Genomic DNA, 22,648 nt, shown 5'->3' with positions numbered 1-22,648 from the left:
GGGGCAAGCAAAAGTGGCAAAGGCCATAGAGCCTGAACGAAGTGAAGGCCAGCGTCTTGAGGCGCCGGCCGGTAACAGAGGCTTATAGCCTCAGAGCAAACCACCCGTTAGACGGGTGGTGCTGATTGGAGGGAAAATGAATCTAGACAACAAACGGATCGCATTTTATGGCAAGGGCGGGATTGGTAAATCGACGATTGCTGCCAATGTATCGGCAGCGCTGTCAAAGGCTGGTAAAAAGGTCCTCCATATCGGCTGTGATCCAAAATCGGACTCGACCCGGATTCTGATGAAGCGACGGATTCCCACCGTCTTGAAAACACTCAAGGAAAAAGGGGAGCAGCTGAATCAAGCAGATATTTTGTTTACGGGGGTCTACGGTGTCACCTGTGTTGAAGCCGGCGGCCCGGAACCAGGGGTTGGTTGTGCCGGGATGGGTATTTCGGCGGTGATCGAGACCCTGGAAAAGCTGGACGTCTTTACTATGGACTGGGATCTGATTGTCTATGATGTGCTGGGTGATGTGGTCTGTGGTGGTTTTTCGATTCCGATGCGTAGGCAATGTGTTGATGCGGTTTATATTGTGACCTCGTCGGAATTTATGTCGTTGTACGCCGCCAATAATATTTTAAAGGGCATTGCGCACTACGAAACCCCGGCCCAAAAACTATTTGGTGGCTTTATTCATAATCGCTGGTCGTCTCAAACTGATAAAGAGGTGGTTGATCATTTTATCCAAATGACCGACAGCCGTCTGTTGGCCTCAATTGAACAAAACCAGGCGATTAAGCTGGCCGAGTATCAAAGAAATACCATGATTGAGGCCGCTCCCCTGGCCCCTCTTTCACAGGTCATTGAAACCTTGGGGAAGGATCTGTTTTGCGAGGTTCCAGCCTGTGATTCCCGTCCGCTAGATGATGACGCAATGGAATCCCTCTTTGATTTTGTTTCCGCAAAGAACCAGGAAATCACCAGATGAGCAGTATTACCATTGAAGCGTCGGTCAATAATTTAGGTGATATGGAATTGGCCAAACGAATTTTTGAGATACCAGACACCTTAGTAGTAGCCATCGGACCGCCAGCCTGTATTCGCATTTTATACTTCAGGGCCTTGGAATGCGGGCACTTGTCCAAGCTCAAACTCATACCCATTGGTGCATTGGATTACACCTTTGGGGATTATCTGAAAAAAATCAAGGGAGCTATTGCAGCGGCGTTACAAAAAACCTGCTATCAGGGTATTATTCTCTATGTTTCTTGCCCCGATCTGCTTTGCCAAACCGATTTTGATCGGATGGTTCAGGAACTTGATAATCCCCAACAGATACCGGTCGAGATTTTCAAACGTGGTCCCATGGAGAAACGAAAAACCAGCCCCTCCCAACGTTTAGATAAGATTGCAGCAAAAATCGCGGACTTTGTTAAGACCCGGCCGCTGGTTTTATCAAAAAATGAAGCGGTTTGTGAGTTGCCGCCGCTGGCCGCAGATTATACGGGAGTACTTTCTTTATTCCCCGATGATCCGGCTGTTTGTCAGTTTTTGATGACCGGCTCCGGCTGCGCAAACTGTCCCAGTTCCATTGATAAATTGAATCACAACATGTTTATTTTTTCCCGCTTTGATGACTTGCAGGCGGTTTATGGCTGCACAAATGACATCGGTGAAGCCATTACAAAGCACTTTCAAATGTACCACCAAACCAAAGAGAGTGAATTATTGCTATCCATTGGCACACCGGTTACCTATATGACCGGGATGAATGATCATTCTTTACAAGGCTGTGATCTGTTTGCGACAACCGCTAGGATTGAGACCAACGGTTTTCAGACCGCCGAAGAAGGGGTCGCCATGGCGCTGTTAAAAATCGCCAAAGCGACGCTTAAAAAAATCGAAACCCGCAAAAAACGGATCAATCTTATTGGTTATAATCCTTTTTTATTTGGGACAAGGCAACACTTTCATGAAATTGAAACCTGCCTGACGTCCCTGGGCTATACGGTGAATTTTCTCGGTTATGAGAGTCTGGATTCGTTTAAAATGGCAGCAGAAGCTGAGCTGAATCTCGTTTTTTCCAGACACGGTCTGAGTTTGGCAAAATGGATGGCGGAGGTGTTTGAAATTCCCTATCATTTTGCGATGCCGATCGGCATTGATGGCTTTAATCAGTGGCTCAGAGCCGTCGGTGAGTTGTTAAAGACTGTGGTCCCGGCATCGTATTACATAAATAGAGCGCCGCAGCCATTCCCGAACATTCGAGTACTGCTGCTGGGCGAAAATGAAATTCTGGATCAGCTTGTAACAACGATCCCCAATGATTTTGGGATTCCAACCATTCGGGCAAGCAAAATTACGGATCAGGAATTATCGCAAATGAAGGTTACCCACATCATTGCTGATCCGCTTTATCAAAATAGAATCAACATGATGTCATATCAATTTATCCCCATGCCCTATCCCAGCCTCAGCGGTAATACGTATATAGAGTTGGAGTATCAATACATGGGACAAACAGGTTATGCTTATTTAAAGCGTTTCTTTACAAATGAAGTGACAGCTTAAATTAAGAATAAAATAAAAATTTGAGGAGTAGAAGAGATGAAAAAAAGATTGTTATTGGTTATCTGTATCGGTCTGTTTATGTGTATCGCCATGGCTGGCTGCGGCAGTCAGATCAAGGAGTCGGAAAGTAAAACACCCGAAAAACTGACAGCGGTGATGGATCAGGGTGGCAATGAGGTGCAATTACCGGAAACTATAACCAAGGTTGCCATTACTCCGATTCCCTGGGCGTCAGCGATGTGGACCATTGACGGCGGCAGCGAGCGGATCGTATCGATTAATCCCAGCGCAATGGCACAATATAAGGGCAGCTTTATGCCCACCCTTGACCCGGCTTTTGCCTCTATTTCAACAGCCGAAATCACCAAAGATTTTGCCATCAATGTGGAAGCCTTGATGAACTTAAAGCCGGAAATCGCCTTTATCTGGAATGATCAGACAGCCGAAGCTGAACAATTAAAAGCGGTCGGGATCACCCCGGTGATGCTGAATTATGCGGAAAACCTGGAAGACTTGAAAAAGGATCTGCTGCTGGTTGGTCAGGTCTTGGGTAAAGAAGAAGCAGCTGAAAAACTGACAGATTATCATACCGAGGTCGAAAATTATTTTATCGACAAAAAAGCCAAACTTGATACTGTGACAAAAAAGAAAGTGTTGTATTTGCAGAACAGTAAACTCAGTGTGGCTGGGGCGAAAAACATCAATAATTATTTGTTAGAGTTAACTGGTGGCACCAATGTCGCATCCGGACTCGATAAGAAATGGTCGGAAGTGAATATGGAGCAAATTATGGAATGGAATCCGGAAATCATCTATCTGTCAAATTTTGATGAAACAATGCCGGAAGACCTGTATCAAAATAAAATAGAAGGTCAGGATTGGAGCAATATCGATGCAGTAAAAAATCATCGGGTTTATAAAACACCAGTTGGGATTTTGCGTTATGATGCCCCCTGTGTGGAAACACCACTGATGCTTAAGTGGATGGGTAGTATTCAACAACCGGAACTGTTTAAAGATTACGATCTCCGTAAAGATTTGAAAGCTTTTTATAAAGAGTTCTTTGCCTATGATCTGACCGATGAAAATATTGATACGATTTTGAAAGTTGATGCGAATAAATAAGTCGGCCCAACCGCAAAATCAGAAAGTTGTAGTGAATGTTTAAAAATATCAGTATTAAAGAAAAACGTATGAATTTTTCAGCCTTGCTGGTGCTGTTAGTGATTATTTTAGGCGCCCTGGTGATTGTTTCATTATGCTTGGGACGCTTTCCCATCTCAATTCCAGAAGTGATCCATGTGCTGGCGGCCAACATTTTACCGCTGCCATCAGTCGGGGATGCGAATGTGGAGAGTGTGGTTATGACGCTGCGTTTCCCCCGGGTGGTGGCAGCGATTCTGGTGGGTGGTTCATTGGCCTTGTCTGGGGCGGTGTATCAGGGGGTTTTTCAAAACCCTCTGGTTTCCCCGGATTTACTGGGGGTGTCTTCCGGCGCCTGTGTCGGAGCCGCCATTGCGATTTTAATCGGGATCGGAACCTTTGGTATTCAGATTGGGGCCTTTGTCGGCGGTATTCTGGCGGTGGCGTTGACAACAACGGCGCCGAAGCTGATTAAAAACAGCTCCAACATGATGCTGGTGATGTCAGGGATTATTGTCGGGGGATTGATGAGCTCAATCATGGGGATCATCAAATATATTGCTGATCCGGAAACCGAACTGGCTGAAATAACCTATTGGCAGATGGGTAGTATTGCCAAGGTGTTGCCAAAGAGTATCCTGATGGTGGCACCGGCGATGATTGTGGCAATCATTATTATCATGATTCTGCGTTGGAAAATCAATGTGTTGTCATTAGGCGAAACGGAGGCCCGAAGCCTGGGGATCAATGTGAAAACCACCCGGCGGATTGTCATTATCTGCGCCACCTTGTTGACGGCCAGTTCTGTTTGTATCAGCGGAACAATCGGCTGGGTTGGTCTGGTGGTGCCGCATCTGGGGCGATTGATAGTCGGCCCCAACAATATGAAATTATTACCGGTTTCTTTCGTTTTGGGAGGAATCTTTTTGCTGATGATTGACACCATTGCCAGAACCATCACCAGCGCCGAACTACCGCTGAGTATCTTAACCGGTTTGATTGGCGCACCATTCTATTTTTATCTGTTAAAAAAAGAGAGGATGAATCTGTCATGAATTTAAGGATCACTGAACTGGGCTTTGCCTATCCCAACGGCAAACAGATTTTTACAGAGGTTGATTTCAGTCTGAAAAAGGGCGAAATCTTCACCATCTTGGGGCCCAACGGTGCTGGAAAATCGACCTTGCTGAATTGCATCGGCAATCTGAGTGAGCCGACACAGGGGGGCATCTTCTTAGAAGAGGATAATATTAAAGATCTGACGCTGCGCCAGTTTGCTAAGCGGGTTGCCTATGTGCCCCAGATCCACCAGCCGACCTATGCCTTTACCGTTGAAGAATTTGTTGCCATGGGCCGAACCCCCTATTTAAGTGCCTTTAAAAAACTGGGGCATCAGGATCAGCGGATGATTGAAGAAGCCATGGAACTGGTCAGGATCACCCATCTTAGGAGCAAAGCCTATACGCAGATAAGCGGTGGGGAACGACAGCTGGTAACCATTGCCAGAGCCATTGCCCAGCAACCGGACTTTATTTTACTGGATGAACCTACCGCCCATCTGGATTTCGGGAATCAGATCAAAACCATGAAGCTGGTTAAGAAATTGTCGGATCGCGGCTATGGCATTATTATGACAACCCATAATCCGGATCAGGTGTTTTTTATCGGTGGTCGAGTCGGGGTGCTTAATCGCTCGGGGGTCTTTGAAATCGGCGTGGTGGAGCAGTATTTATCCGAAGATTTGTTAAGTCGACTCTACAATGAACCGGTCCATCTGTTTTACTCAAATCAACTGCATCGTAATATCTGTACTGCTGGGGCTTAGATATTTAGATTTGGGGCAGGGATATGATTTTTATACTAATTTCACAATATGTTATTGACAAATGTTAATAATTAGAGTAAACTAACGTCAGCTTAATCGTATTATAAAAGGTAGCCAATGAGGCATTTTCTCCTTGAAAGGAGTTGTGTTTTGTTGGCTTTTTTTGCACAGGCGAATTAACAGAATCTTAAGGAAATTGCTCAGACTCGATTTGAAAAAAGGGCTGTCACTTTTGAAAAGTGTCGTAGGAGTAAAGTGTCTTTGTTGTATTGGTAAAAACAGTTTAATATTGATATCAACTATGTGTCTGAAGACTCACTTATGTGGGTCTTTTATTTTTTGAAAATTTAAGGAGAAAAGAAAAATGAATCAGGAATTATGGGAAAAATCAGTTGAATTTCATGGACATCATTGTCCTGGGTTGGCCATTGGCGTCAGAGCTTCACAGGAAGCGATTAAGGCACTCAACATCTCTTTTTCAGAAGATGAAGATGTGGTGTGTATCACCGAAAACGATGCCTGCGGTGTTGATGGGGTGCAGGTTATTTTAGGCTGCAGCGTGGGAAAAGGCAATCTGTTGTTTAGAAATCGGGGGAAACAGGCTTTTACTTTTTTTAATCGCAACAGTGGCGAAAAAATCCGTCTGGTTTTAAAAGCTTTGCCGGAAATGGAACGGGATGAAATGGAAGCGTTCATTTTAAATGAGCCCGACGCCAGCAAGATCTTTGACTTTAAAACCCCGGATTATGAGCTGCCGGAACGGGCCCGGATTTTTCAAAGTGTGATCTGCGAGGAATGCGGTGAAAAAACGGCCGAGCATATGATCCGGCTGGAAAACGGCAAGAAAGTTTGTGTTGATTGCTCGAATCCCTACACCCGAGGTTTTTAATTAATTTTTGAGTGGGAAATGCAGTGAGTTGAAAGAGGAGAAAAGTAATGAAAAATAGAATAAAAAAAGTGGCGATCATTTTGTTAAGTTTAGTGATGATGGTATCTTTTGCGGCCTGCAGCAATGCAAAAGCAGATGATACCGAAAGTAAAGAAGCAGAGGCCACCACAAAGGTAGTAACCGACAGCCTCGGCCGTCAGGTGGAAGTGCCAGCCGAAATTGACAGTGTTGGTTCCCTTGGGGTGATGCGGCTGTTAACCTACATGGATGCCGTTGATCTGGTTAAAGGTGGAACTGATATGGACAATGTTCAGGTGTTAACCCGTCCTTATACCCTGGTTAATCCAAATTTTGCCAGTTTAACGCAAATTGGGCAGGGTGGTTCCGGTGGTATTGTTCCTTTTGACGAAGAAATCGTTAAGTTGGCACCCGATGTCATTTTTGTCGTGTCGGATTATACCCAGTCTGATGAGTTGCAGGCAAAAACCGGTATTCCGGTGGTGGCCGTAGCCAGCCCCGGCTTATTTGATGGAAAAATGAGTGCCTCCATGGATCTAATTGGTCAGGTATTGGGCAAAGAAGATCGGGCCAAGGAAGTCAATGAGTATATGGATCAGGCACAAAAAGATCTCAATGACCGCACCAAAGATATTCCGGAAGCCAGTCGACCCAGTGTTTATAATGGCGCTCTGAATTTCAAAGGCAAACACGGCTTTGACGGCACCAGCGGGAATTATGGCCCCTTTGTGGCCATCAATGCCAATAACGTGGTCGACCAAACCGGTCAAAAATCGGCCTTCTCCATTGACCTTGAACAGGTTCTGGCCTGGAATCCGGAGATCATTTTCCTGAATCCGGAAAATATGGATCTGGTCAACGAACAATACACCCAGAACCCGGATTTCTTTAATTCCTTGCAGGCGGTTCAGAATAACAAGGTTTACACCCAATTGGCATATAATAATAACTACACCAATGTCGAAATTGCCCTGGCCGATGCCTATTATGCCGGTACCATTATTTATCCCGATAAATTTAAAGATGTCAATATTGAAAAGAAAGCCGATGAAATTTTTGAGTTTCTGCTGGGCGAAAAATTATATGCTAAATATACGGCAGCGGGACAGGGCTTTGGTCCACTGACAATTGGAAAATAATGGTTAATCAAAAAAAGACAGCCTGCGGCGTCAACTATGATCAATACATCTACCGTAAGATTCTGACGATCGTGATTCTGGTGATACTGACATTTCTAACCGCACTTTTTGCGATCACCGCCGGTTCGGCTGATATTCCGGTTACCGAAGTGTTAAAGGCCTTATTCGGATTGGGTGCCGCCAAAAATGTATTGGTTACCGTCAACATCCGTCTGCCCCGGATTCTGATGGCCATCGTCGGCGGGATTGGCTTGGCAGCGGCTGGCTGTGTCATGCAGAGTATCTTAAAAAACCCCTTGGCATCATCATCTACCCTGGGGATCTCCCAGGGGGCTTCCTTCGGGGCGGCCATTGCTATCACCTTCCTGGGTGGTGGTGCCGTTATGGGGAACACTGCCGATGCGGTGACCGTCAACAACCCCTATTTAACCAGTATCTGCGCTTTTATTACCTCGATGTTTGTCACTTTTGTGATTTTGGGTTTATCGAAAGCCCGCAAGGCATCTCCTGAAACTATGATTCTAGCCGGGGTGGCCCTCAGTTCCTTGTTTGCTGGTGCTACGGCGCTACTGCAGTACTTTTCCTCAGATGTTCAGATGGCCGCCATTGTCTTTTGGACTTTTGGCGATCTGGGCCGGGCCAGTATGCAAAATATCCAGGTGGCGGCAATAGTGACGGCCGGAGCGCTGATTTATTTCATGTTTAACCGCTGGAACTACAACGCCCTGGAATGTGGCGAACATACCGCCACCGGCTTGGGGGTTAATGTCTCCCGGGTACGGCTGATTGGGATGACGGTCGCTTCGCTGACGGCGGCGACGATTGTATCTTTTGTGGGGATTATCAACTTTATTGGTCTGATTGCTCCCCATATCATGCGGCGCTTTGTTGGCAATGATTACCGTTATCTGCTGCCGGCATCAGCCCTGATGGGGGCGCTGATGCTATTGATTAGCGATACCTTTGCCCGGTTAATTATTTCACCGATCATTCTGCCCATCGGAGCCATTACCTCATTCCTGGGGGCTCCGCTATTCTTATATCTGATATTTAAAGGAGTGAGTCACAATGCTGAAAATTGATGCTTTGGAATTTGGTTATCGATCCAACCGAAAAATTCTGGATCGCATTGAATTTGATGTTGCTAATGGCGAATGCGTCGCGATTCTAGGCAATAACGGGGCGGGCAAAAGCACCATGCTAAAGTGTCTGAATAAGATTATCGCACCTCAAAAAGGCCGGGTCGTCGTCAATGAGGTCGATATTCTCAGGATGACCCGCCTGGACATTGCCAAAAATACTGCCTATGTTGCCCAGAAAAGTGAAGGGAGTCAAATAACGGCTTATGATGCTATTTTATTAGGGCGCAAACCCTATATTAAACTGGCGCCGAAAAAAGAAGATTACGAAATAGTTGAAACGATTATTGCCAGTATGGGATTGGAACAATTATCACTGCGTTATATCGATGAGTTAAGCGGCGGTGAACTGCAAAAGGTGATGATTGCCCGGGCTCTGGCCCAGGAACCGAAAGTGCTGCTGCTTGATGAGCCCACCAGCTGCCTGGATTTAAAGAACCAGCTGGAGGTACTAAAGCTGATTCAGAATATTACCAAAGAAAAAGAGATAGCGGTGGTCATTGTCATCCACGATTTAAATTTGGCGCTGCGATACTGTGACAGGTTTCTCTTCTTAAAAGACAGTGAAATTTTCTGTTACGGTGGTTTGGACATAATGACCTCCGAAAACATTGGCGCAGTCTATCAGGTGCCGGTGGTTGTGGAATCCTATCAAAATCAGAAAGTCGTGATCCCTTTAACGTAAAAAGAAAAGCTCTGGTTTGCATGTTGAATCAGAGTTTTTTTTATTGCCGTTGAGCTAAATAATACGATTGTCGCCTTTGAAGAATTCTGATAAAATGAATAAAAAACCAAAAGGAGGGCTTTTTATGTCAGCATTCAAAAACACCGCACCGGTCGTCTGGTTATTGATATCCATTGCCGTATTTATTGGCGGCATGATTATGCTTTTGGACGTGAAATTGGCCTGGGATATTATTATCACCGGCATATCGATTATGTTAGTCGTCGTTGGAGTGATGTACCTGTCAGCCATTTTTTTAAAAAAAGATGAAAGCAAGCTAAAAGAGTTGGGAATCGGGTTATTGTGCCTGTTTGGGGGAATTTTTACCTACGCCAACCCGCAATTTTTGAAAGTGCCGTTTAGTTTCGCTATTGGTATGCTGGGAATCATTATCGGTTGTTTTGTTTTAATCAGTAGTTTGAAACTTAAGAGCGATGGAGCCTCCTGGGGCTGGACCATGCTGGTGGCCCTGGTTTATATCGGGTTGGGGATTGATATGGCCTTTTTTGCCACCACCGGCCGGATTTTTGGCATCATTTTTGGAGTATATCTGATTTTCTTCGCTTTTAATATCTTCGGCGATGCACTGGTCAGTTTAATGAAACACAATAGCGGCGCTCAAAAAGCCAAGAAGCACATGCGGGTCACCCTGCCTCTGGTATTTGCGGCTTTTTTACCGATGCGGATGTTAAAAAAGGTCAATCAACTGGTTGAAGAAGAACCGGATGCGCTGTTGTTATTGGAAGACCACAGCATTGAACGAACCACCGATATGGAGATATTTATCCACACCCGAGAAGGCCTGATTCCGGGAATGGGGCATGTGGATGCCTCAATGGGGGAGTGCGTTTACAGCTATGGCAATTATGATGATTCCACCTGGAAATTAGGAGGATTCTTAGCTGATGGTGTGTTGGTGGAGATGCCTAAAGAGGAACATGTAAAACAAGCCCTGAAAGTTGAAAAGAAAATTTTAATGGGATATGGTTTGTCGCTGACTCCGGAACAAAAAAGTGGGGTTCAGGAACAACTGGAAAAATTGCTTTCGCAAACAATGCCCTGGGAACCCAAAGCAGAACAGGCCGATAAAGGTGAAATAGCAGGCGAGCCGAGAGATTTTTCCGATGTTTCCAGTCAGCTTTATAATGATGCCAAAGCAAGTTTTTATAAATTCAAACAGGGCAATGAATTTAAAACCTATTATGCCCTGGGAACCAATTGTGTTAAACTGGTCGATACCATTGTCGGTAAAACCGGGATTGACCTGATCAAGGTCAATGGCATCATCACCCCCGGCGCCTATCTCGACTATCTGGATCGGCTTTATGACCGCGGCGATTCGATTGTGGTTTCCCGCACGCTTTATCAGGATATCGAAAATAATATGGCAAAAGATAACCGTGTCAGTTCGGTGTAAAAGTTGTGAAACCGTGCAATTAAATGTTACAGCAGTTTGAAATGGTTATTGGTGTATTCAATGATGCCTTCTTTCTGAAGCTTGGAAAGCACCCGGGATAAGGCAGAGCGATCCACACATAAAAAATCGGCCAGCTCATTGCGGCTAAAGGGAATCTCAAAAGCGAGGTTTCCTTTTTTTTCGGCCTGCAGCGACAAATAGGAGAGGACCTTGTCCTGAATGGTTCGACGGGATAACAGCTGATTCTTATTACTCAGCAGAATGTTTTTACGGGCCAGAATTTTTAGCAGGTTTTCGATCAGGTGATTGTGAAAAACGCAGGAGTTGGGGCAGGTATTGATAATCCGTTCGATGCCCAGAAACATGACACTGGCGTTGGTCTTGGCAAGCACCGTTACGGGACTTTCTTTAATCCCGGCACTGGCAAAGGCTTCGCCGAAAATATGGCTGGGGCTCAGTTCGGTAAGAATCGAGCGATTGCCATAATAATCCTCTTGAATAACCTGAACTTCTCCCGATAGAATAACCCCGACTGCGGGAACTGGTTGGCCGGTTAGCAGGATGATTTCCCCCCGATCATAGGTTTTTACCTCGCCACCGAGACACTGCAGCATGGCTTCGAGATTTTCATCAATGCCATCAAATAGTTTAACTTTTCTTAAGACTTCGATATTTTTATCCATATTTTCCCTTTGTGTTGCATATGCAACGGTAGTTTTGGGTAGATTATATTATGATTAGCTCAAGAAATCAATACATGATATTTCAAGGAGGAAAAAAAGATGATCCGAAAAATAATTTCGATAGATGAACAAAAATGTAATGGTTGTGGCTTATGTGCCGAAGCCTGCCACGAAGGCGCCATTGGTATGGTGGATGGGGTGGCCAAGCTACTGCGCGATGACTACTGCGATGGATTGGGGGATTGCCTGCCCAGCTGTCCCACTGGGGCGATTACCTTTGTGGAACGGGAAGCAGCTGCCTATGACGAAGCTGCCGTGCTGGAAAATATGAAAAAGAAAGAAATGGCTCAAAACAGTGGCGAGAAAAAAGCTGGTGGTTGCCCCGGAACGCATGCAAAAACGATTGTCCGGGAAAGTGCAGCAGCGGATGATGGTTTGGAACCACTGGCCTGTGGGTGTCCGGGCTCCTCGTCCAAGGCGATTGTTCGAGAGTCAGCAACAGCGCCGGAATCAACGGAATCGGCTGCTCCGGAGTCACAATTGCGACAATGGCCAGTGCAGATTAAATTAGCACCGGTTAATGCCCCCTATTTCAATGGTTCACATCTGCTGATTGCGGCAGATTGTACCGCCTATGCCTATGCGGATTTCCATAATCGCTTTATTAAAAATAAAATCACATTGATTGGATGTCCAAAACTGGATGCCGTTGACTATGCTGACAAGCTGACGGAAATAATAAAGCTTAATGACATCAAAAGTGTGACAGTGGTGCGGATGGAAGTTCCCTGTTGCGGTGGTATAACAGCAGCCGTGACCACGGCTCTTCAGAATTCCGGAAAAATGATTCCCTGGCAGGTGCTAACCGTCACAACAGACGGAAAAGTGCTGGAAAATGTCTAAAATACCATCGTAAAAAAACAACGAATTACAGAAACGGGTGGAGACATTATCCATGTGGTTTCGGCAAAAGAACAATCCATGAAGCATTTGATTGATATTTTTCTGCTGCCGTGGAAGTCTCTCACGATGAATGAACACGGATTTGTTTTCAATAAGTGACCTACTGATAAAAATTTGTCCTCAAATTTATTGCCTAAAAAATACGGCCATATCCCGAATCTCCGGGGATATGGCTTTTTTTCGATCAGAATAAACAAAGGAAGGACCATGGCAATGAGAAATTAAATGAATTTCAGATCATGGAAGGTCAGATCTGATGCAAAAAAAACGCAGGTCTTATCATGGTTTCGTAAACCTTTGCAAAAATTGTTTAGAAATATTTTGCAAAGGCCTTAATTTGTGCTTTAAGTGATAAAGTTATGTTGTAAAATCAGAATGATTATGATATGATAGCCCTGTCGATACATATATATACAAGTTGACAAAATACGAATTTTTCCTGTTGAAAAATCAGTGATAATAACATACACTGTTTAAAGAAAATTGACCGGAGAAACGATAATGGAGGAAAATATTATGGCTTTTAATATTGCAGTTGCAGGTAAAGGTGGCGTTGGTAAAACAAGTCTTACTGGTATGCTTATTGAATATTTAGTTGCAGAAGGTCTGGGTCCTATTTTAGCAGTAGATGCGGACGCCAATGCAAACCTTAACGAAGTACTGGGGGAAGAAGTTGATCTTTCCATCGGTGAGATCAAAGAAGAAGTAAATCGGGCTGAAATGGAAGGTGTGCCACTGCCTCCCGGTGTAACGAAAACAGACTTTTTAAGACTTCGTTTAAATCAGGCAGTTGCTGAAGGAAATGGTTATGACCTGCTGGTTATGGGTCGCAGCCAGGGAGCCGGTTGTTACTGTTACGTTAACGGAATTCTGAAAACGCAAATTGATATGCTGGCAACAAATTATCAATATATCATCGTCGATAACGAAGCGGGGATGGAACATCTAAGTCGCGGAACTCTTGGTAAAATTGATATGCTGATTCTGGTCAGTGACTGTTCACGTCGTGGTATTCAGGCCGTTGGCCGAATTAAAGAGCTGGTTACCGAACTGAAACTAAAAGTACCGGTGATCAAGCTGATCGTTAACCGGGCGCCTGATGGCGTTTTAAACGAAGGAACCGCCGAAGAAATCAAAAATCAGGGCCTTGACCTGATTGGGGTTGTGCCATTGGATCAAAATGTTTTTGAATATGATGCCTATGGTAAACCACTGGTTCAGTTACCTGCTGATTCACCAGCCAAGGTTGCCTTAAGAGATATTGTCAAGAAACTGGAAATTATCAAAAACGGCAAAAAATAGATCTGAAATAACAAACGGGGCTGGTATCCAGCCCTTTTAGACGGAAACTGCGGAAAAGGGGAGATTGTTATATGAAAAAGGTACGATTTAATATTAAAGGAAAAAGAACGGTTGATTTAATTGCAAGCGATGGAGAAAACTTACTGGAAGCAGCCAGAAGAGCCGGTGTCATGATTGACTCACCCTGCAGCGGGAATGCGACCTGCGGTAAGTGCAAGGTGAAGATTGTATCGGGTCAGGTTAAAACCGAAAAAACCAGACATATTTCTGAGGAAGAAATGGCCAGTGGGATCGTTCTTTCCTGTAATGCAACGATCATTGAAGATATCGAGGTGGAAGTACCAGATTTAGCATCTTCTTTTGTAAACGAAATGCAGATTACCGATCTATCAAACAATGAAAATGAAAACATCAAGTATGTTCGAAAAAAAATGATCAAAGAAGGCATGACTAATCAGAGCCGATTGTGGTCGGAAATTATTCAGTTGCCATGCCCCACTATTGAAGACAATTGTGCGGATGAAGATCGGCTGAAGCTTTATTTTAAACACAATTTAGGCTATGAAGATATTACCATCAGTTTGAACGTGATGAAAAAACTGCCGGATGCCTTCAGGAAAAATGATTTTTTAATCGAAGTCGTCTATTTAAAACGTCGGGAAGTAGCTGAAATTCTCGATGTCAAACCGGCCAATAGCGAAAAATCAGTGCTGTACGGGATCGCCCTGGATATTGGTACAACTTCTGTATCAGCCTGTCTGGTGGATATGAATACCAATGAGATTTTAACAAAGGCTTCGATGGGCAATGCCCAGGTTAAATACGGGGCTGATGTGATCAATCGGATTGTTTATTCAGAAAAACCCGGCGGATTGGAAAACCTTCGTCATGCCATCGTCGATGAGAGTATCAATAACCTGATCGAAAAGATGGTTAAAACCGTTGGGATTAAAAAAGAAGACATCTACGAGGTCTGTGCCGCTGGTAATACCACCATGAACCACCTGTTGTTGGGATTAAATCCCGATTATTTACGGCGTGAGCCATTTATTCCAGCCATCAATGACATTCCCGAAATGAAATGTGCTGAGTTGGGTATCAATGTTAATCCGGAAGGAAAAATATATCTGGCCCCATCGGTGGCCAGCTACGTTGGTGGCGATATTACCGCCGGAGTCTTTGCGGTACCAGTCTGGATGCGCGAAGACTTTACGATGCTGGTGGATCTGGGAACAAATGGCGAAATTGTCTTTGGTAACAAGGATTTCTTAATGACCTGTGCCTGTTCGGCGGGTCCGGCTTTTGAAGGTGGCGAAATCAGCTGTGGTACCCGGGCCGTGCCTGGTGCCATCGAACAGGTTACCATCAATGAAGAAGATCTTAGGCCTTTTTATAATACCATTGGCCATGTCAGTCCGGTGGGAATTTGCGGATCGGGGATTATCGACCTGATTTGTGAAATGAAGCGAACCGGCATTATCAACGGCAAAGGTCGAATGGAACGGGATCTGAACCATCCCCGGATCAAATTTGACGAATACGGAATTGGCCAGTATTATCTTTATTCCAAGGAACTGGATAATGGCTCTAAAGATATTTATATCACTGAAATTGATATTGACAGCTTTATCAAGGCCAAAGGAGCCGTGTTTTCGGCGATTTATATTTTAATGGAAAGTTTGGATATGCCCATCGATGTGCTGGAAAACATTTATGTTGCCGGTGGCATCGGCACCAATCTGGATATCACCAATGCCATTGCTCTGGGAATGCTGCCAGATATACCAGTCGATAAATACTTCTATATTGGCAACAGCTCAATGCAGGGGTGTTATCTGGCTCTGACCCTCAGTGAAGGAAAAGATAAGATCCGTGAGATCTCTCAAAATATGACTTATATGGAATTGAGCGTCCACCCGACCTATATGGATGAGTTTATCTCAGCTTGCTTTATTCCGCATACCAACATGAATTTATTTCCGTCTCTGGAAAACTGAAACAGGAGATTTTAAATGGAAAATACCTTACGGGATGAAACCGCAATTGAAGAAAAAAGAAAAGATAAAATACCCTACGAACACTACAAGAGCTTGTTAAAAGACCTGGATCCCCAGACTGTTGCCAAAAACAGCACCTGTCCTTATGATGAAGAAGGGCGCTTCTTTACGGCTACGCTGATGGGAACCCCTTATAAGGTCGCCTATCCCCAGGGTGATGTGACCGATATGAACGGACAGGACTTTGATAATTATAAACTGAAAACCATGATTTTACGTTATCTGATCAATGCCAAAGGGATTAAGGCCACCGGTGAAAACATTGCCTACCGGGATGTTTCCGGCGGGAATATTTATTATCCCTGCTTTGAAGGCCGTTGTCTTAAACGTTTTGCCTTCACCTTCAACTATAATCTCGACGGTTTGAAAAAAGCAATGGCAGTTCTGGACGCCGAACCTCAAAAAATCGGTGATCTGTCCTGGCGTTTTGAGGTCATTAATAATATGTTTATGACCGTAATTTTATGGATCGGTGATGATGAATTCCCACCAGAAGCACAAATACTATTTGATGCTAATTTCCCCAGTGCTTTCAGTGCCGAGGATATGGCAGTGATGGGTGATATTTTTATCCCGGCATTAAAAGAACTTAGTAAGAAATAATGAAGCAAACAAAAATACATAATATTGATCCCCATTTTTCGGAAAGTAGTTATGTCATTAACCGTGATTTATTTAAAAACTATGATCCCGGTGAGATGAGTAAAAACTCGTCTTGTCCCTATACACCGGAAAGTGGGCGGTTTGAAATGACCGTCCTGGGTGAAACCTATTTTGTTGACTACCCCAGTGGTATGGTTGTGAATGCCCGGGGCGAGGATTTTGATAATTATTCGGTCAAAATTTTTATTCTCAGATATTTAATGAATGCCAACGGAAACGAAGCGACCAATGAATGGATCAGTTTTAAAGAGTTTCCGGATGGCCCCATTTACTATTCTAATTTCCATAAACGCTGTCTTCAAGTTTTTGCACAAATCGGCAATGAAATGCCAGAACAACTTAAAAGTTACATGAGTTGGTTAAAAGCTGTGCCTTACAGCAAGGGTGACCTTGCCTGGCAGTTCACAGTGACAAGTGGTGTTGATATCATCTGGATTTTATGGTTTGGGGATGATGAGTTTGAAGCAGAGGCCCAAATCCTATTTGATAAAAAATTAACAGATGTCTTCAATATTAAAGATTTAGCAATTTTAGGGGATGTTTTAATGATTTCACTGAAAACCTTTACTTTCTCTTTAGACTCTAAAAAAAATTAGGATAAATTTTAGAAAAATGCCGAAAATTAATTGACAAACTTTTAACTAATATAGTACAATCTGTGTATACTTATATATACAGGTAAAAAGCTGTAGAATATGCAATGGTTTTAATTTGGTTTTAAAGTGTCATGCTTTGAAATAAATATTTTGAAAAAAGGTAACAGGTTAGGAGGAAACAAAAAAATGCCATACAAAAAAGCAGAACAAAAATTTAGTGGCAAGATCAACGTATGCGAGTTAGGTGTAGGAGATGCAGCTATCAGCATAGGTGGAGAAAACTCATTACCATTTTTAGGTACTGAAGGATTCAAGACCGCAGTTGGAATCGCAATCTCAGATACCACCGATGAGTGGGCAGATTGCTTCAAAGCACTTTACGGAGATGATTTGAAAAACCCTGCAGCTTTAGCAAAAGCAGCAGTAGAAAAATCAGGTGCTGATTTCTTGTTAATTAAACTTGAAAGTGCTGATCCAAACGGCGCTGATGCATCAGTTGAAAGCTGTGTTGCTACAGCTGTAGCAGTAGAAGCTGCAATTAACGTACCTTTAGTTGTAGAAGGATGTAAAAACGCAGAAAAAGATGCTAAGTTATTAGAAGAAGTAGCTAAAGCTCTTGAAGGAAAAAATGTCGTTTTATTCTCTGCAATAGAAGATAATTACAAAACAATCGGTGCTGCTGGTGGAATGGCTTATGGTCAAAAAGTTTCAGCGGAATCATCAGTTGATATCAACCTTGCAAAACAATTAAACATCTTATTAACACAATTAGGCGTTAATAGTAAAGAAATTTTAATGGATGTTGGATCATCAGCAGCCGGTTACGGCTTTGAATATGTTGCTTCAACAATGGATCGTATTCGCCTTGCTGGCCTTGGTCAAAACGACGAAAGTTTACAAATGCCAATTATAACAAATATTTCTGGCGAAGCCTGGGGCGTTAAAGAAGCTGTAACAACAGTTGAAGATGCACCAGAATGGGGCGATCAGGAAGCTCGTGGGATTGGTATGGAAGTTTCGACAGCAGCATCTTGTGTTGTTAGCGGATCAAACGCAATCGTTGTAAGACATCCAGAATCAGCTAAAACTATTAAAGCTTTAGTTGCTGGAATCATAGGTTAGGAAAGGAAGGCGAATACAAATGGCAGTAAAAGGTTTAGATATCTTTAAACTCACACCAAAAACAAACTGTAAAGAGTGTGGTTTCCCAACATGTATGGCTTTCTCAATGAAAGCAGCAACAGGCGCTGTTGCTATTGAAAAATGTCCATATATTTCAGAAGAATCCAAAGCATTGTTATCAGAAGCAACAGCTCCACCAATGAAAACAATCAAATTTGGAGCTGGTGATACAGAAAAATCACTAGGTGGCGAAACAGTTTTATTCAGACATGAAAAAACATTAGTTAACAAAAACTTGTTTGCAGTTGAATTATCAGATGCAATGAGCGATGCTGAAATTGATGCAGCTTGTGCAAAAATAATGAAAGTTAACTATGAACGTATCAGTGAAATGATGTTTGTAGAAGTTGTTGCAGTTCGTTTTGTTGCTGATGCAGCTAAATTTACAGCACTCGTTAAAAAAGTAGCTGAATGTGGCAAAATCCCAATGATCATTACAACTGATGCTGAAGTAGCAAAAGCAGCGGTTGCTGGTGCAGGTGCTGGCGCAATTATCATGGGTGCAACTAAAGACAATGCAGCGGCTATGGTTGAAGTTGCAAAAGCAGCAGCAGCTGTTCTTGGTGTTTCAGCGGATACGATTGAAGCATTACATGATTTAGTTGAAGAAATTGAAAAAATGGGTTATAAAAACCTAGTCTTAAATGTAGGCGAAACCACAATTAAAGATGCTTACGCAAATGCAGTTAATATTCGTACAGCAGCAATCAAAGGAGATGATCGTTCATTCGGATATCCTTCAGTTGTATTTGCAAATAAATTGGCACCAGCTAATACCAACCTGCAAATTGCTTTGGCATCGGCTTTCGTTCTTCGTTATGGTTCAATCATCGTTATGGACGAAATGGACTTCAACGCTGCTTTACCACTGTTTGGTTTAAGACAAAACATCTTTACCGATCCTCAAAAACCAATGCGTGTTGAACCTAAGGTTTATGAATTCAATAAACCAACAGGTAAAGATCCAGTGCTAGTAACAGTTGACTTCGCTTTATCTTACTTTGTAGTTGCTGGCGAAATCGAACGATCTAAAGTTCCTGCTTACCTGGCAATTCCAGATGCAGGCGGTTACTCAGTTCTTACTGCTTGGGCTGCTGGTAAATTTGGTTCTTCAGTTATTGCTAACTTCATTAAAGAAGCCGATGTTGCCAGCTTAACTACCTCTCGTAAGTTAATCTTACCAGGTAAAGTTGCTGTACTTCAAGGCGATTTAGCTGAATTACTGCCTGAATGGGAAGTAATCGTTGGACCAAACGAAGCAATGCAATTACCTAAGTTCTTAAGAGATATGCAAGCATAATATCAATCTGTGTCCGGGGTTATTCCCGGACACACCTAAACATTTTTTCAATTTGAAAGGGGAACAATATGTCAAAATTTATGGTTATTGGTGAAAGAATTCACTGTATTTCTCCAGCAATTCGTCAAGCGTTTGCAGATAGAAATCCAGAACCAATTCTTTTAAGAGCAAAAGAACAATTAGATGCTGGGGCAGATTATCTTGATTTAAATATCGGACCTGCTGAAAAAGGCGGCGAAGAATTAATGCAGTGGGGAGTAAAAATACTTCAAGAAAACTTTGATAATGTGCCAATCGCTTTAGATACAGCCAATATGAAAGCAATCGAAGCTGGGATTAAGGTTTATAACCGATCAAAAGGAAAACCAATCGTAAACTCAGCTGATGCTGGCGACCGAATTGGTTACCTGGATTTAGCAGCAGCTAATGATGCTATGTGTATTGCTCTTTGTTCTAAAGAAGGTGTTCCAAGCAATAATGACGAACGGATTATGTATTGTTCTGAATTATTAGAACGTGGTATGGAACATGGTATGGAGCCTACAGATATGTTATTTGACCCATTATTTTTAGTTATTAAAGGTATGCAGGACAAACAACCTGATGTATTAGAAGCAATTCAAATGATTTCAGACATGGGACTTTTGACAACTGGTGGGCTAAGCAACGTATCGAATGGCGCACCAAAACACATCCGTCCATTATTAGATAGCGCTACAGTTGCTATGGCAATGCAATGTGGATTCAGTTCTGCTATCGTTAATCCTTGCGACAAACGATTAATGGAAACCATTGTTGCCTGCGATATTATCAAAAATAATATCCTTTATGCAGATTCAGTACTTGAGTTCTAGAAATACCTTTATAAATCAATAAAACAGGTATTTGAAAATACTCATAAAAAAAGCCCCCGACCACAATTCACCACTTGCCGCACAAGTTAAGATGAAAGTCAGGAGCAAACAACTATGTATAATGTATCACTCACCTACATTGTATAACATTTAACAATGTTTGTAAAGGGTAATTTGATTATTTTTTTCGATATGATAAAACTTTTTACAAATCCGTAAAAAATAACTATTATACGAAACAGGTGCGTTGATATAAATTATAAAATTTAGAGAGGTAGAAAAAATATGAGCAATGAAGTTTTGAATTATGATAAGATTGCTGAAGCATCTCTAGCGAAAGCTCAAAGAGATGGCGCAGAAACAATGTGGGATCGTCGTGCAGCCCAAAAAACCCAATGTGGTTTTGGAGAAGCAGGGGTTTGTTGTAGAATTTGTACAATGGGTCCATGTCGAGTTAGTCCAGTTCCTGGAAAAGGTGCTGAAAGAGGTATTTGTGGAGCTAACGCTGACACAATTGTAGCAAGAAACACAGCAAGAATGGTCGCTGCTGGAGCATCTGCTCACTCGGATCATGCCCGTGATATCGTTCATGCATTACATCATTCAAAAGCCGAAGGTCCTTACAAAGTTCGTGACGAAGCTAAATTAAGAAGAATTGCTAAAGAATGGGATGTTGTTGATGCCGATACAAAAGAAACCTATGCGTTAGCACATGAAATGGCTGAATTAGCATTAGAAGAGTTTGGAAAACCTTTTGGTACCCAACGTTTCTTAAAAAGAGCTCCAAAAGCCCGTCAGGAAATCTGGGCAAGAGAAGACATTGCACCACGTGCTATCGATATGGAAGTTGTAACCTTAATGCATTCAACACATATGGGTTGTGCAGCTGATTACGAAAGTCTTTTCCGACGTGCGATGAGAACTGGTATGGCAGATGGTTGGGGCGGTTCCATGATCGGTACCGAATTCTCTGATATCTTATATGGTACCCCAACTGCTCGTGCTTCATCTTCTAACTTAGGTGTTATTGATGCTGAAATGGTAAACATCATGGTTCATGGTCATGATCCAAACCTTTCCGAAATGGTTGTTCTAGCAGCTCAAAACCCAGAAATGGTTGAATTAGCTAAATCTAAAGGTGCCAAAGGCATTAACATCGTTGGGATGTGTTGTACTGGTAATGAAATGACCATGCGTCATGGTATCAAAATTGCCGGTAACTTCTACCAACAGGAAATGGCAATCATTACTGGTGCCATGGAAGCCGTTGTCGTTGACGTTCAATGTATCTTCCCAGCACTGCCAGAACTTGCTAAAACTTACCATACCCGATTTGTTAGTACCTCACCAAAAGCTAAAATAGCTGGTGATATCTTCATCGAATTCTCAGAAGCAACTGGTTTAGACAATGCAGCTGAAATTGTTAAATTGGCAGTCGAAAACTTCCCAAATCGGGATGCTTCAAAAGTAGAAATTCCAGATATCAAACAAGACACAATGGTTGGTTACTCAGTAGAAACCATTATCGAACATTTAGATGCAGTTGTTAACTCTCAATTAGAAGATGAACTGGGAACCGTTAAACCATTAACCGATGTTATCTATGCAGGCGTTATCCGTGGTGCTGCTGGTGTAGTTGGTTGTAATAATCCAAAACAACAACATGACTATGCTCATATTACTGTTATGGAAGAACTGATCAAACGTGACGTCATCTGCGTTGTTACCGGTTGTGCTGCTCAAGCTGCTGCCAAAGCTGGTTTATTAACATTAGAAGCAAAAGACAAATGTGGTCGTGGTCTTAAAGAAGTTTGCGAACGTGTAAACATTCCACCAGTTCTTCATATGGGTTCTTGTGTAGATATCAGCCGTATCCTGCATATTGTAAACTTATGTGCTGACCAACGAGGCGTTGACCCTGCATTATTACCAGTTGTTGGGATTGCACCAGAATGGATGTCAGAAAAAGCCGTAGCGATTGCTAACTACGTAGTTGGTTCTGGTATTAATACTTATCTGGGCGTTATTCCACCAGTTTTAGGCGGACCTAACTTTACAAAATTAATGACCGAAGATTGCCAGGAATTTATTGGCGCTCACTTCGTATTCGAAAAAGATCCAATTGTCATGGTTGACAAAATCATGGAAGATATGGAAGCAAAACGAGTAGCTTTAGGTATCTAATTTATAAA

General features: G+C 42.9%; 20 protein-coding genes. 19 read left to right on the top strand and 1 reads right to left on the bottom strand.

Annotated elements, in window-relative coordinates; genetic code table 11:
* The first annotated feature begins 136 nt into the window (after positions 1 to 136).
* The 10 genes from BI182_RS08070 (at position 137) to BI182_RS08025 (ending at position 10,856) form a co-directional block, all read left to right on the top strand.
* On the top strand, positions 137 to 979 hold the full coding sequence (locus BI182_RS08070) for a nucleotide-binding protein (protein WP_286806740.1): 843 nt from the start codon (positions 137 to 139) through the stop codon (positions 977 to 979).
* Entirely contained in the window at positions 976 to 2,562 is a 1,587-nt protein-coding gene (locus BI182_RS08065) for a nitrogenase component 1 (RefSeq protein WP_286806738.1), read from the top strand. The genes BI182_RS08070 and BI182_RS08065 overlap by 4 nt, the downstream gene beginning before the upstream one ends.
* Before the next feature lie 36 nt (positions 2,563 to 2,598).
* On the top strand, positions 2,599 to 3,687 hold the full coding sequence (locus BI182_RS08060) for an ABC transporter substrate-binding protein (protein ID WP_286806736.1): 1,089 nt from the start codon (positions 2,599 to 2,601) through the stop codon (positions 3,685 to 3,687).
* Between the two features lie 35 nt (positions 3,688 to 3,722).
* Positions 3,723 to 4,760, top strand: coding sequence for a FecCD family ABC transporter permease (locus tag BI182_RS08055; protein WP_286806734.1), 1,038 nt, complete (start codon positions 3,723 to 3,725; stop codon positions 4,758 to 4,760).
* A complete protein-coding gene (locus BI182_RS08050; protein ID WP_286806732.1) occupies positions 4,757 to 5,530 on the top strand; it encodes an ABC transporter ATP-binding protein in 774 nt (257 codons plus the stop codon). Before BI182_RS08055 ends, BI182_RS08050 begins: the two co-directional genes overlap by 4 nt.
* Before the next feature lie 364 nt (positions 5,531 to 5,894).
* Positions 5,895 to 6,419: an FmdE family protein gene (locus BI182_RS08045; RefSeq protein ID WP_148636667.1), complete on the top strand. Its 525-nt coding sequence runs from the start codon at positions 5,895 to 5,897 to the stop codon at positions 6,417 to 6,419.
* A 47-nt stretch (positions 6,420 to 6,466) separates the two neighbouring features.
* Positions 6,467 to 7,576, top strand: coding sequence for an ABC transporter substrate-binding protein (locus tag BI182_RS08040; protein WP_228882593.1), 1,110 nt, complete (start codon positions 6,467 to 6,469; stop codon positions 7,574 to 7,576).
* The gene (locus tag BI182_RS08035; protein WP_286806728.1) at positions 7,576 to 8,658 is read left to right on the top strand and encodes a FecCD family ABC transporter permease; all 1,083 of its coding nucleotides are present in this window, start codon (positions 7,576 to 7,578) and stop codon (positions 8,656 to 8,658) included. Before BI182_RS08040 ends, BI182_RS08035 begins: the two co-directional genes overlap by 1 nt.
* A complete protein-coding gene (locus tag BI182_RS08030) occupies positions 8,645 to 9,400 on the top strand; it encodes an ABC transporter ATP-binding protein (protein ID WP_070372452.1) in 756 nt (251 codons plus the stop codon). Before BI182_RS08035 ends, BI182_RS08030 begins: the two co-directional genes overlap by 14 nt.
* Before the next feature lie 124 nt (positions 9,401 to 9,524).
* Positions 9,525 to 10,856, top strand: a complete 1,332-nt coding sequence (locus BI182_RS08025; RefSeq protein ID WP_228882595.1) for an HdeD family acid-resistance protein — start codon at positions 9,525 to 9,527, stop codon at positions 10,854 to 10,856.
* A gap of 26 nt (positions 10,857 to 10,882) precedes the next feature.
* Here the strand turns inward: BI182_RS08025 and BI182_RS08020 are convergent, their stop codons facing one another.
* Positions 10,883 to 11,539, bottom strand: a complete 657-nt coding sequence (locus BI182_RS08020) for a Crp/Fnr family transcriptional regulator (protein ID WP_286806725.1) — start codon at positions 11,537 to 11,539, stop codon at positions 10,883 to 10,885.
* Positions 11,540 to 11,638: 99 nt separating this feature from the next.
* Here BI182_RS08020 and BI182_RS08015 point away from each other — a divergent pair, with 99 nt between their 5' ends.
* The 9 genes from BI182_RS08015 to cooS all read left to right on the top strand — a co-directional run bounded on the left by BI182_RS08015 (position 11,639) and on the right by cooS (position 22,640).
* On the top strand, positions 11,639 to 12,442 hold the full coding sequence (locus tag BI182_RS08015; RefSeq protein ID WP_228882597.1) for an ATP-binding protein: 804 nt from the start codon (positions 11,639 to 11,641) through the stop codon (positions 12,440 to 12,442).
* Between the two features lie 576 nt (positions 12,443 to 13,018).
* Complete coding sequence (locus tag BI182_RS08010) at positions 13,019 to 13,804, top strand: ATP-binding protein (RefSeq protein ID WP_286806744.1); 786 nt, start codon at positions 13,019 to 13,021, stop codon at positions 13,802 to 13,804.
* Positions 13,805 to 13,875: 71 nt separating this feature from the next.
* Positions 13,876 to 15,801 carry a corrinoid activation/regeneration protein AcsV gene (gene acsV / locus BI182_RS08005; RefSeq protein ID WP_286806723.1) on the top strand — a complete coding sequence of 642 codons (1,926 nt, stop codon included), beginning with the start codon at positions 13,876 to 13,878 and terminating at the stop codon, positions 15,799 to 15,801.
* A 15-nt stretch (positions 15,802 to 15,816) separates the two neighbouring features.
* Positions 15,817 to 16,464 (top strand): DUF3786 domain-containing protein, encoded by a 648-nt coding sequence (locus tag BI182_RS08000; protein WP_286806721.1) that lies wholly within the window; start codon positions 15,817 to 15,819, stop codon positions 16,462 to 16,464.
* On the top strand, positions 16,464 to 17,120 hold the full coding sequence (locus BI182_RS07995) for a DUF3786 domain-containing protein (RefSeq protein ID WP_286806720.1): 657 nt from the start codon (positions 16,464 to 16,466) through the stop codon (positions 17,118 to 17,120). The genes BI182_RS08000 and BI182_RS07995 overlap by 1 nt, the downstream gene beginning before the upstream one ends.
* Before the next feature lie 186 nt (positions 17,121 to 17,306).
* Positions 17,307 to 18,242 carry an acetyl-CoA decarbonylase/synthase complex subunit delta gene (acsD, locus tag BI182_RS07990; RefSeq protein WP_286806718.1) on the top strand — a complete coding sequence of 312 codons (936 nt, stop codon included), beginning with the start codon at positions 17,307 to 17,309 and terminating at the stop codon, positions 18,240 to 18,242.
* A gap of 19 nt (positions 18,243 to 18,261) precedes the next feature.
* Entirely contained in the window at positions 18,262 to 19,602 is a 1,341-nt protein-coding gene (gene acsC, locus BI182_RS07985) for an acetyl-CoA decarbonylase/synthase complex subunit gamma (protein ID WP_286806716.1), read from the top strand.
* A gap of 68 nt (positions 19,603 to 19,670) precedes the next feature.
* Entirely contained in the window at positions 19,671 to 20,456 is a 786-nt protein-coding gene (gene acsE / locus BI182_RS07980) for a carbon monoxide dehydrogenase/acetyl-CoA synthase methytransferase subunit (protein WP_286806714.1), read from the top strand.
* Between the two features lie 285 nt (positions 20,457 to 20,741).
* The gene (cooS, locus tag BI182_RS07975) at positions 20,742 to 22,640 is read left to right on the top strand and encodes an anaerobic carbon-monoxide dehydrogenase catalytic subunit (RefSeq protein WP_286806713.1); all 1,899 of its coding nucleotides are present in this window, start codon (positions 20,742 to 20,744) and stop codon (positions 22,638 to 22,640) included.
* The last annotated feature ends 8 nt before the right edge of the window (positions 22,641 to 22,648 follow it).

The sequence above is a fragment of the Acetobacterium sp. MES1 genome, from assembly GCF_002237635.1.
Taxonomy (GTDB): Bacteria; Bacillota; Clostridia; order Eubacteriales; family Eubacteriaceae; genus Acetobacterium; species Acetobacterium wieringae.
Note: the sequence above shows the minus strand (reverse complement) of the source record. Positions and strands in the feature narration are given on the sequence as shown.

Excerpts from the sequence above, each read along its gene's own strand:
- BI182_RS08070 (WP_286806740.1), top strand. The coding sequence starts at position 137 with ATGAATCTAGACAACAAACGGATCGCATTTTATGGCAAGGGCGGGATT.
- BI182_RS08065 (WP_286806738.1), top strand. The coding sequence starts at position 976 with ATGAGCAGTATTACCATTGAAGCGTCGGTCAATAATTTAGGTGATATG.
- BI182_RS08060 (WP_286806736.1), top strand. The coding sequence starts at position 2,599 with ATGAAAAAAAGATTGTTATTGGTTATCTGTATCGGTCTGTTTATGTGT.
- BI182_RS08055 (WP_286806734.1), top strand. The coding sequence starts at position 3,723 with ATGTTTAAAAATATCAGTATTAAAGAAAAACGTATGAATTTTTCAGCC.
- BI182_RS08050 (WP_286806732.1), top strand. The coding sequence starts at position 4,757 with ATGAATTTAAGGATCACTGAACTGGGCTTTGCCTATCCCAACGGCAAA.
- BI182_RS08045 (WP_148636667.1), top strand. The coding sequence starts at position 5,895 with ATGAATCAGGAATTATGGGAAAAATCAGTTGAATTTCATGGACATCAT.
- BI182_RS08040 (WP_228882593.1), top strand. The coding sequence starts at position 6,467 with ATGAAAAATAGAATAAAAAAAGTGGCGATCATTTTGTTAAGTTTAGTG.
- BI182_RS08035 (WP_286806728.1), top strand. The coding sequence starts at position 7,576 with ATGGTTAATCAAAAAAAGACAGCCTGCGGCGTCAACTATGATCAATAC.
- BI182_RS08030 (WP_070372452.1), top strand. The coding sequence starts at position 8,645 with ATGCTGAAAATTGATGCTTTGGAATTTGGTTATCGATCCAACCGAAAA.
- BI182_RS08025 (WP_228882595.1), top strand. The coding sequence starts at position 9,525 with ATGTCAGCATTCAAAAACACCGCACCGGTCGTCTGGTTATTGATATCC.
- BI182_RS08020 (WP_286806725.1), bottom strand. The coding sequence starts at position 11,539 with ATGGATAAAAATATCGAAGTCTTAAGAAAAGTTAAACTATTTGATGGC.
- BI182_RS08015 (WP_228882597.1), top strand. The coding sequence starts at position 11,639 with ATGATCCGAAAAATAATTTCGATAGATGAACAAAAATGTAATGGTTGT.
- BI182_RS08010 (WP_286806744.1), top strand. The coding sequence starts at position 13,019 with ATGGCTTTTAATATTGCAGTTGCAGGTAAAGGTGGCGTTGGTAAAACA.
- acsV (WP_286806723.1), top strand. The coding sequence starts at position 13,876 with ATGAAAAAGGTACGATTTAATATTAAAGGAAAAAGAACGGTTGATTTA.
- BI182_RS08000 (WP_286806721.1), top strand. The coding sequence starts at position 15,817 with ATGGAAAATACCTTACGGGATGAAACCGCAATTGAAGAAAAAAGAAAA.
- BI182_RS07995 (WP_286806720.1), top strand. The coding sequence starts at position 16,464 with ATGAAGCAAACAAAAATACATAATATTGATCCCCATTTTTCGGAAAGT.
- acsD (WP_286806718.1), top strand. The coding sequence starts at position 17,307 with ATGCCATACAAAAAAGCAGAACAAAAATTTAGTGGCAAGATCAACGTA.
- acsC (WP_286806716.1), top strand. The coding sequence starts at position 18,262 with ATGGCAGTAAAAGGTTTAGATATCTTTAAACTCACACCAAAAACAAAC.
- acsE (WP_286806714.1), top strand. The coding sequence starts at position 19,671 with ATGTCAAAATTTATGGTTATTGGTGAAAGAATTCACTGTATTTCTCCA.
- cooS (WP_286806713.1), top strand. The coding sequence starts at position 20,742 with ATGAGCAATGAAGTTTTGAATTATGATAAGATTGCTGAAGCATCTCTA.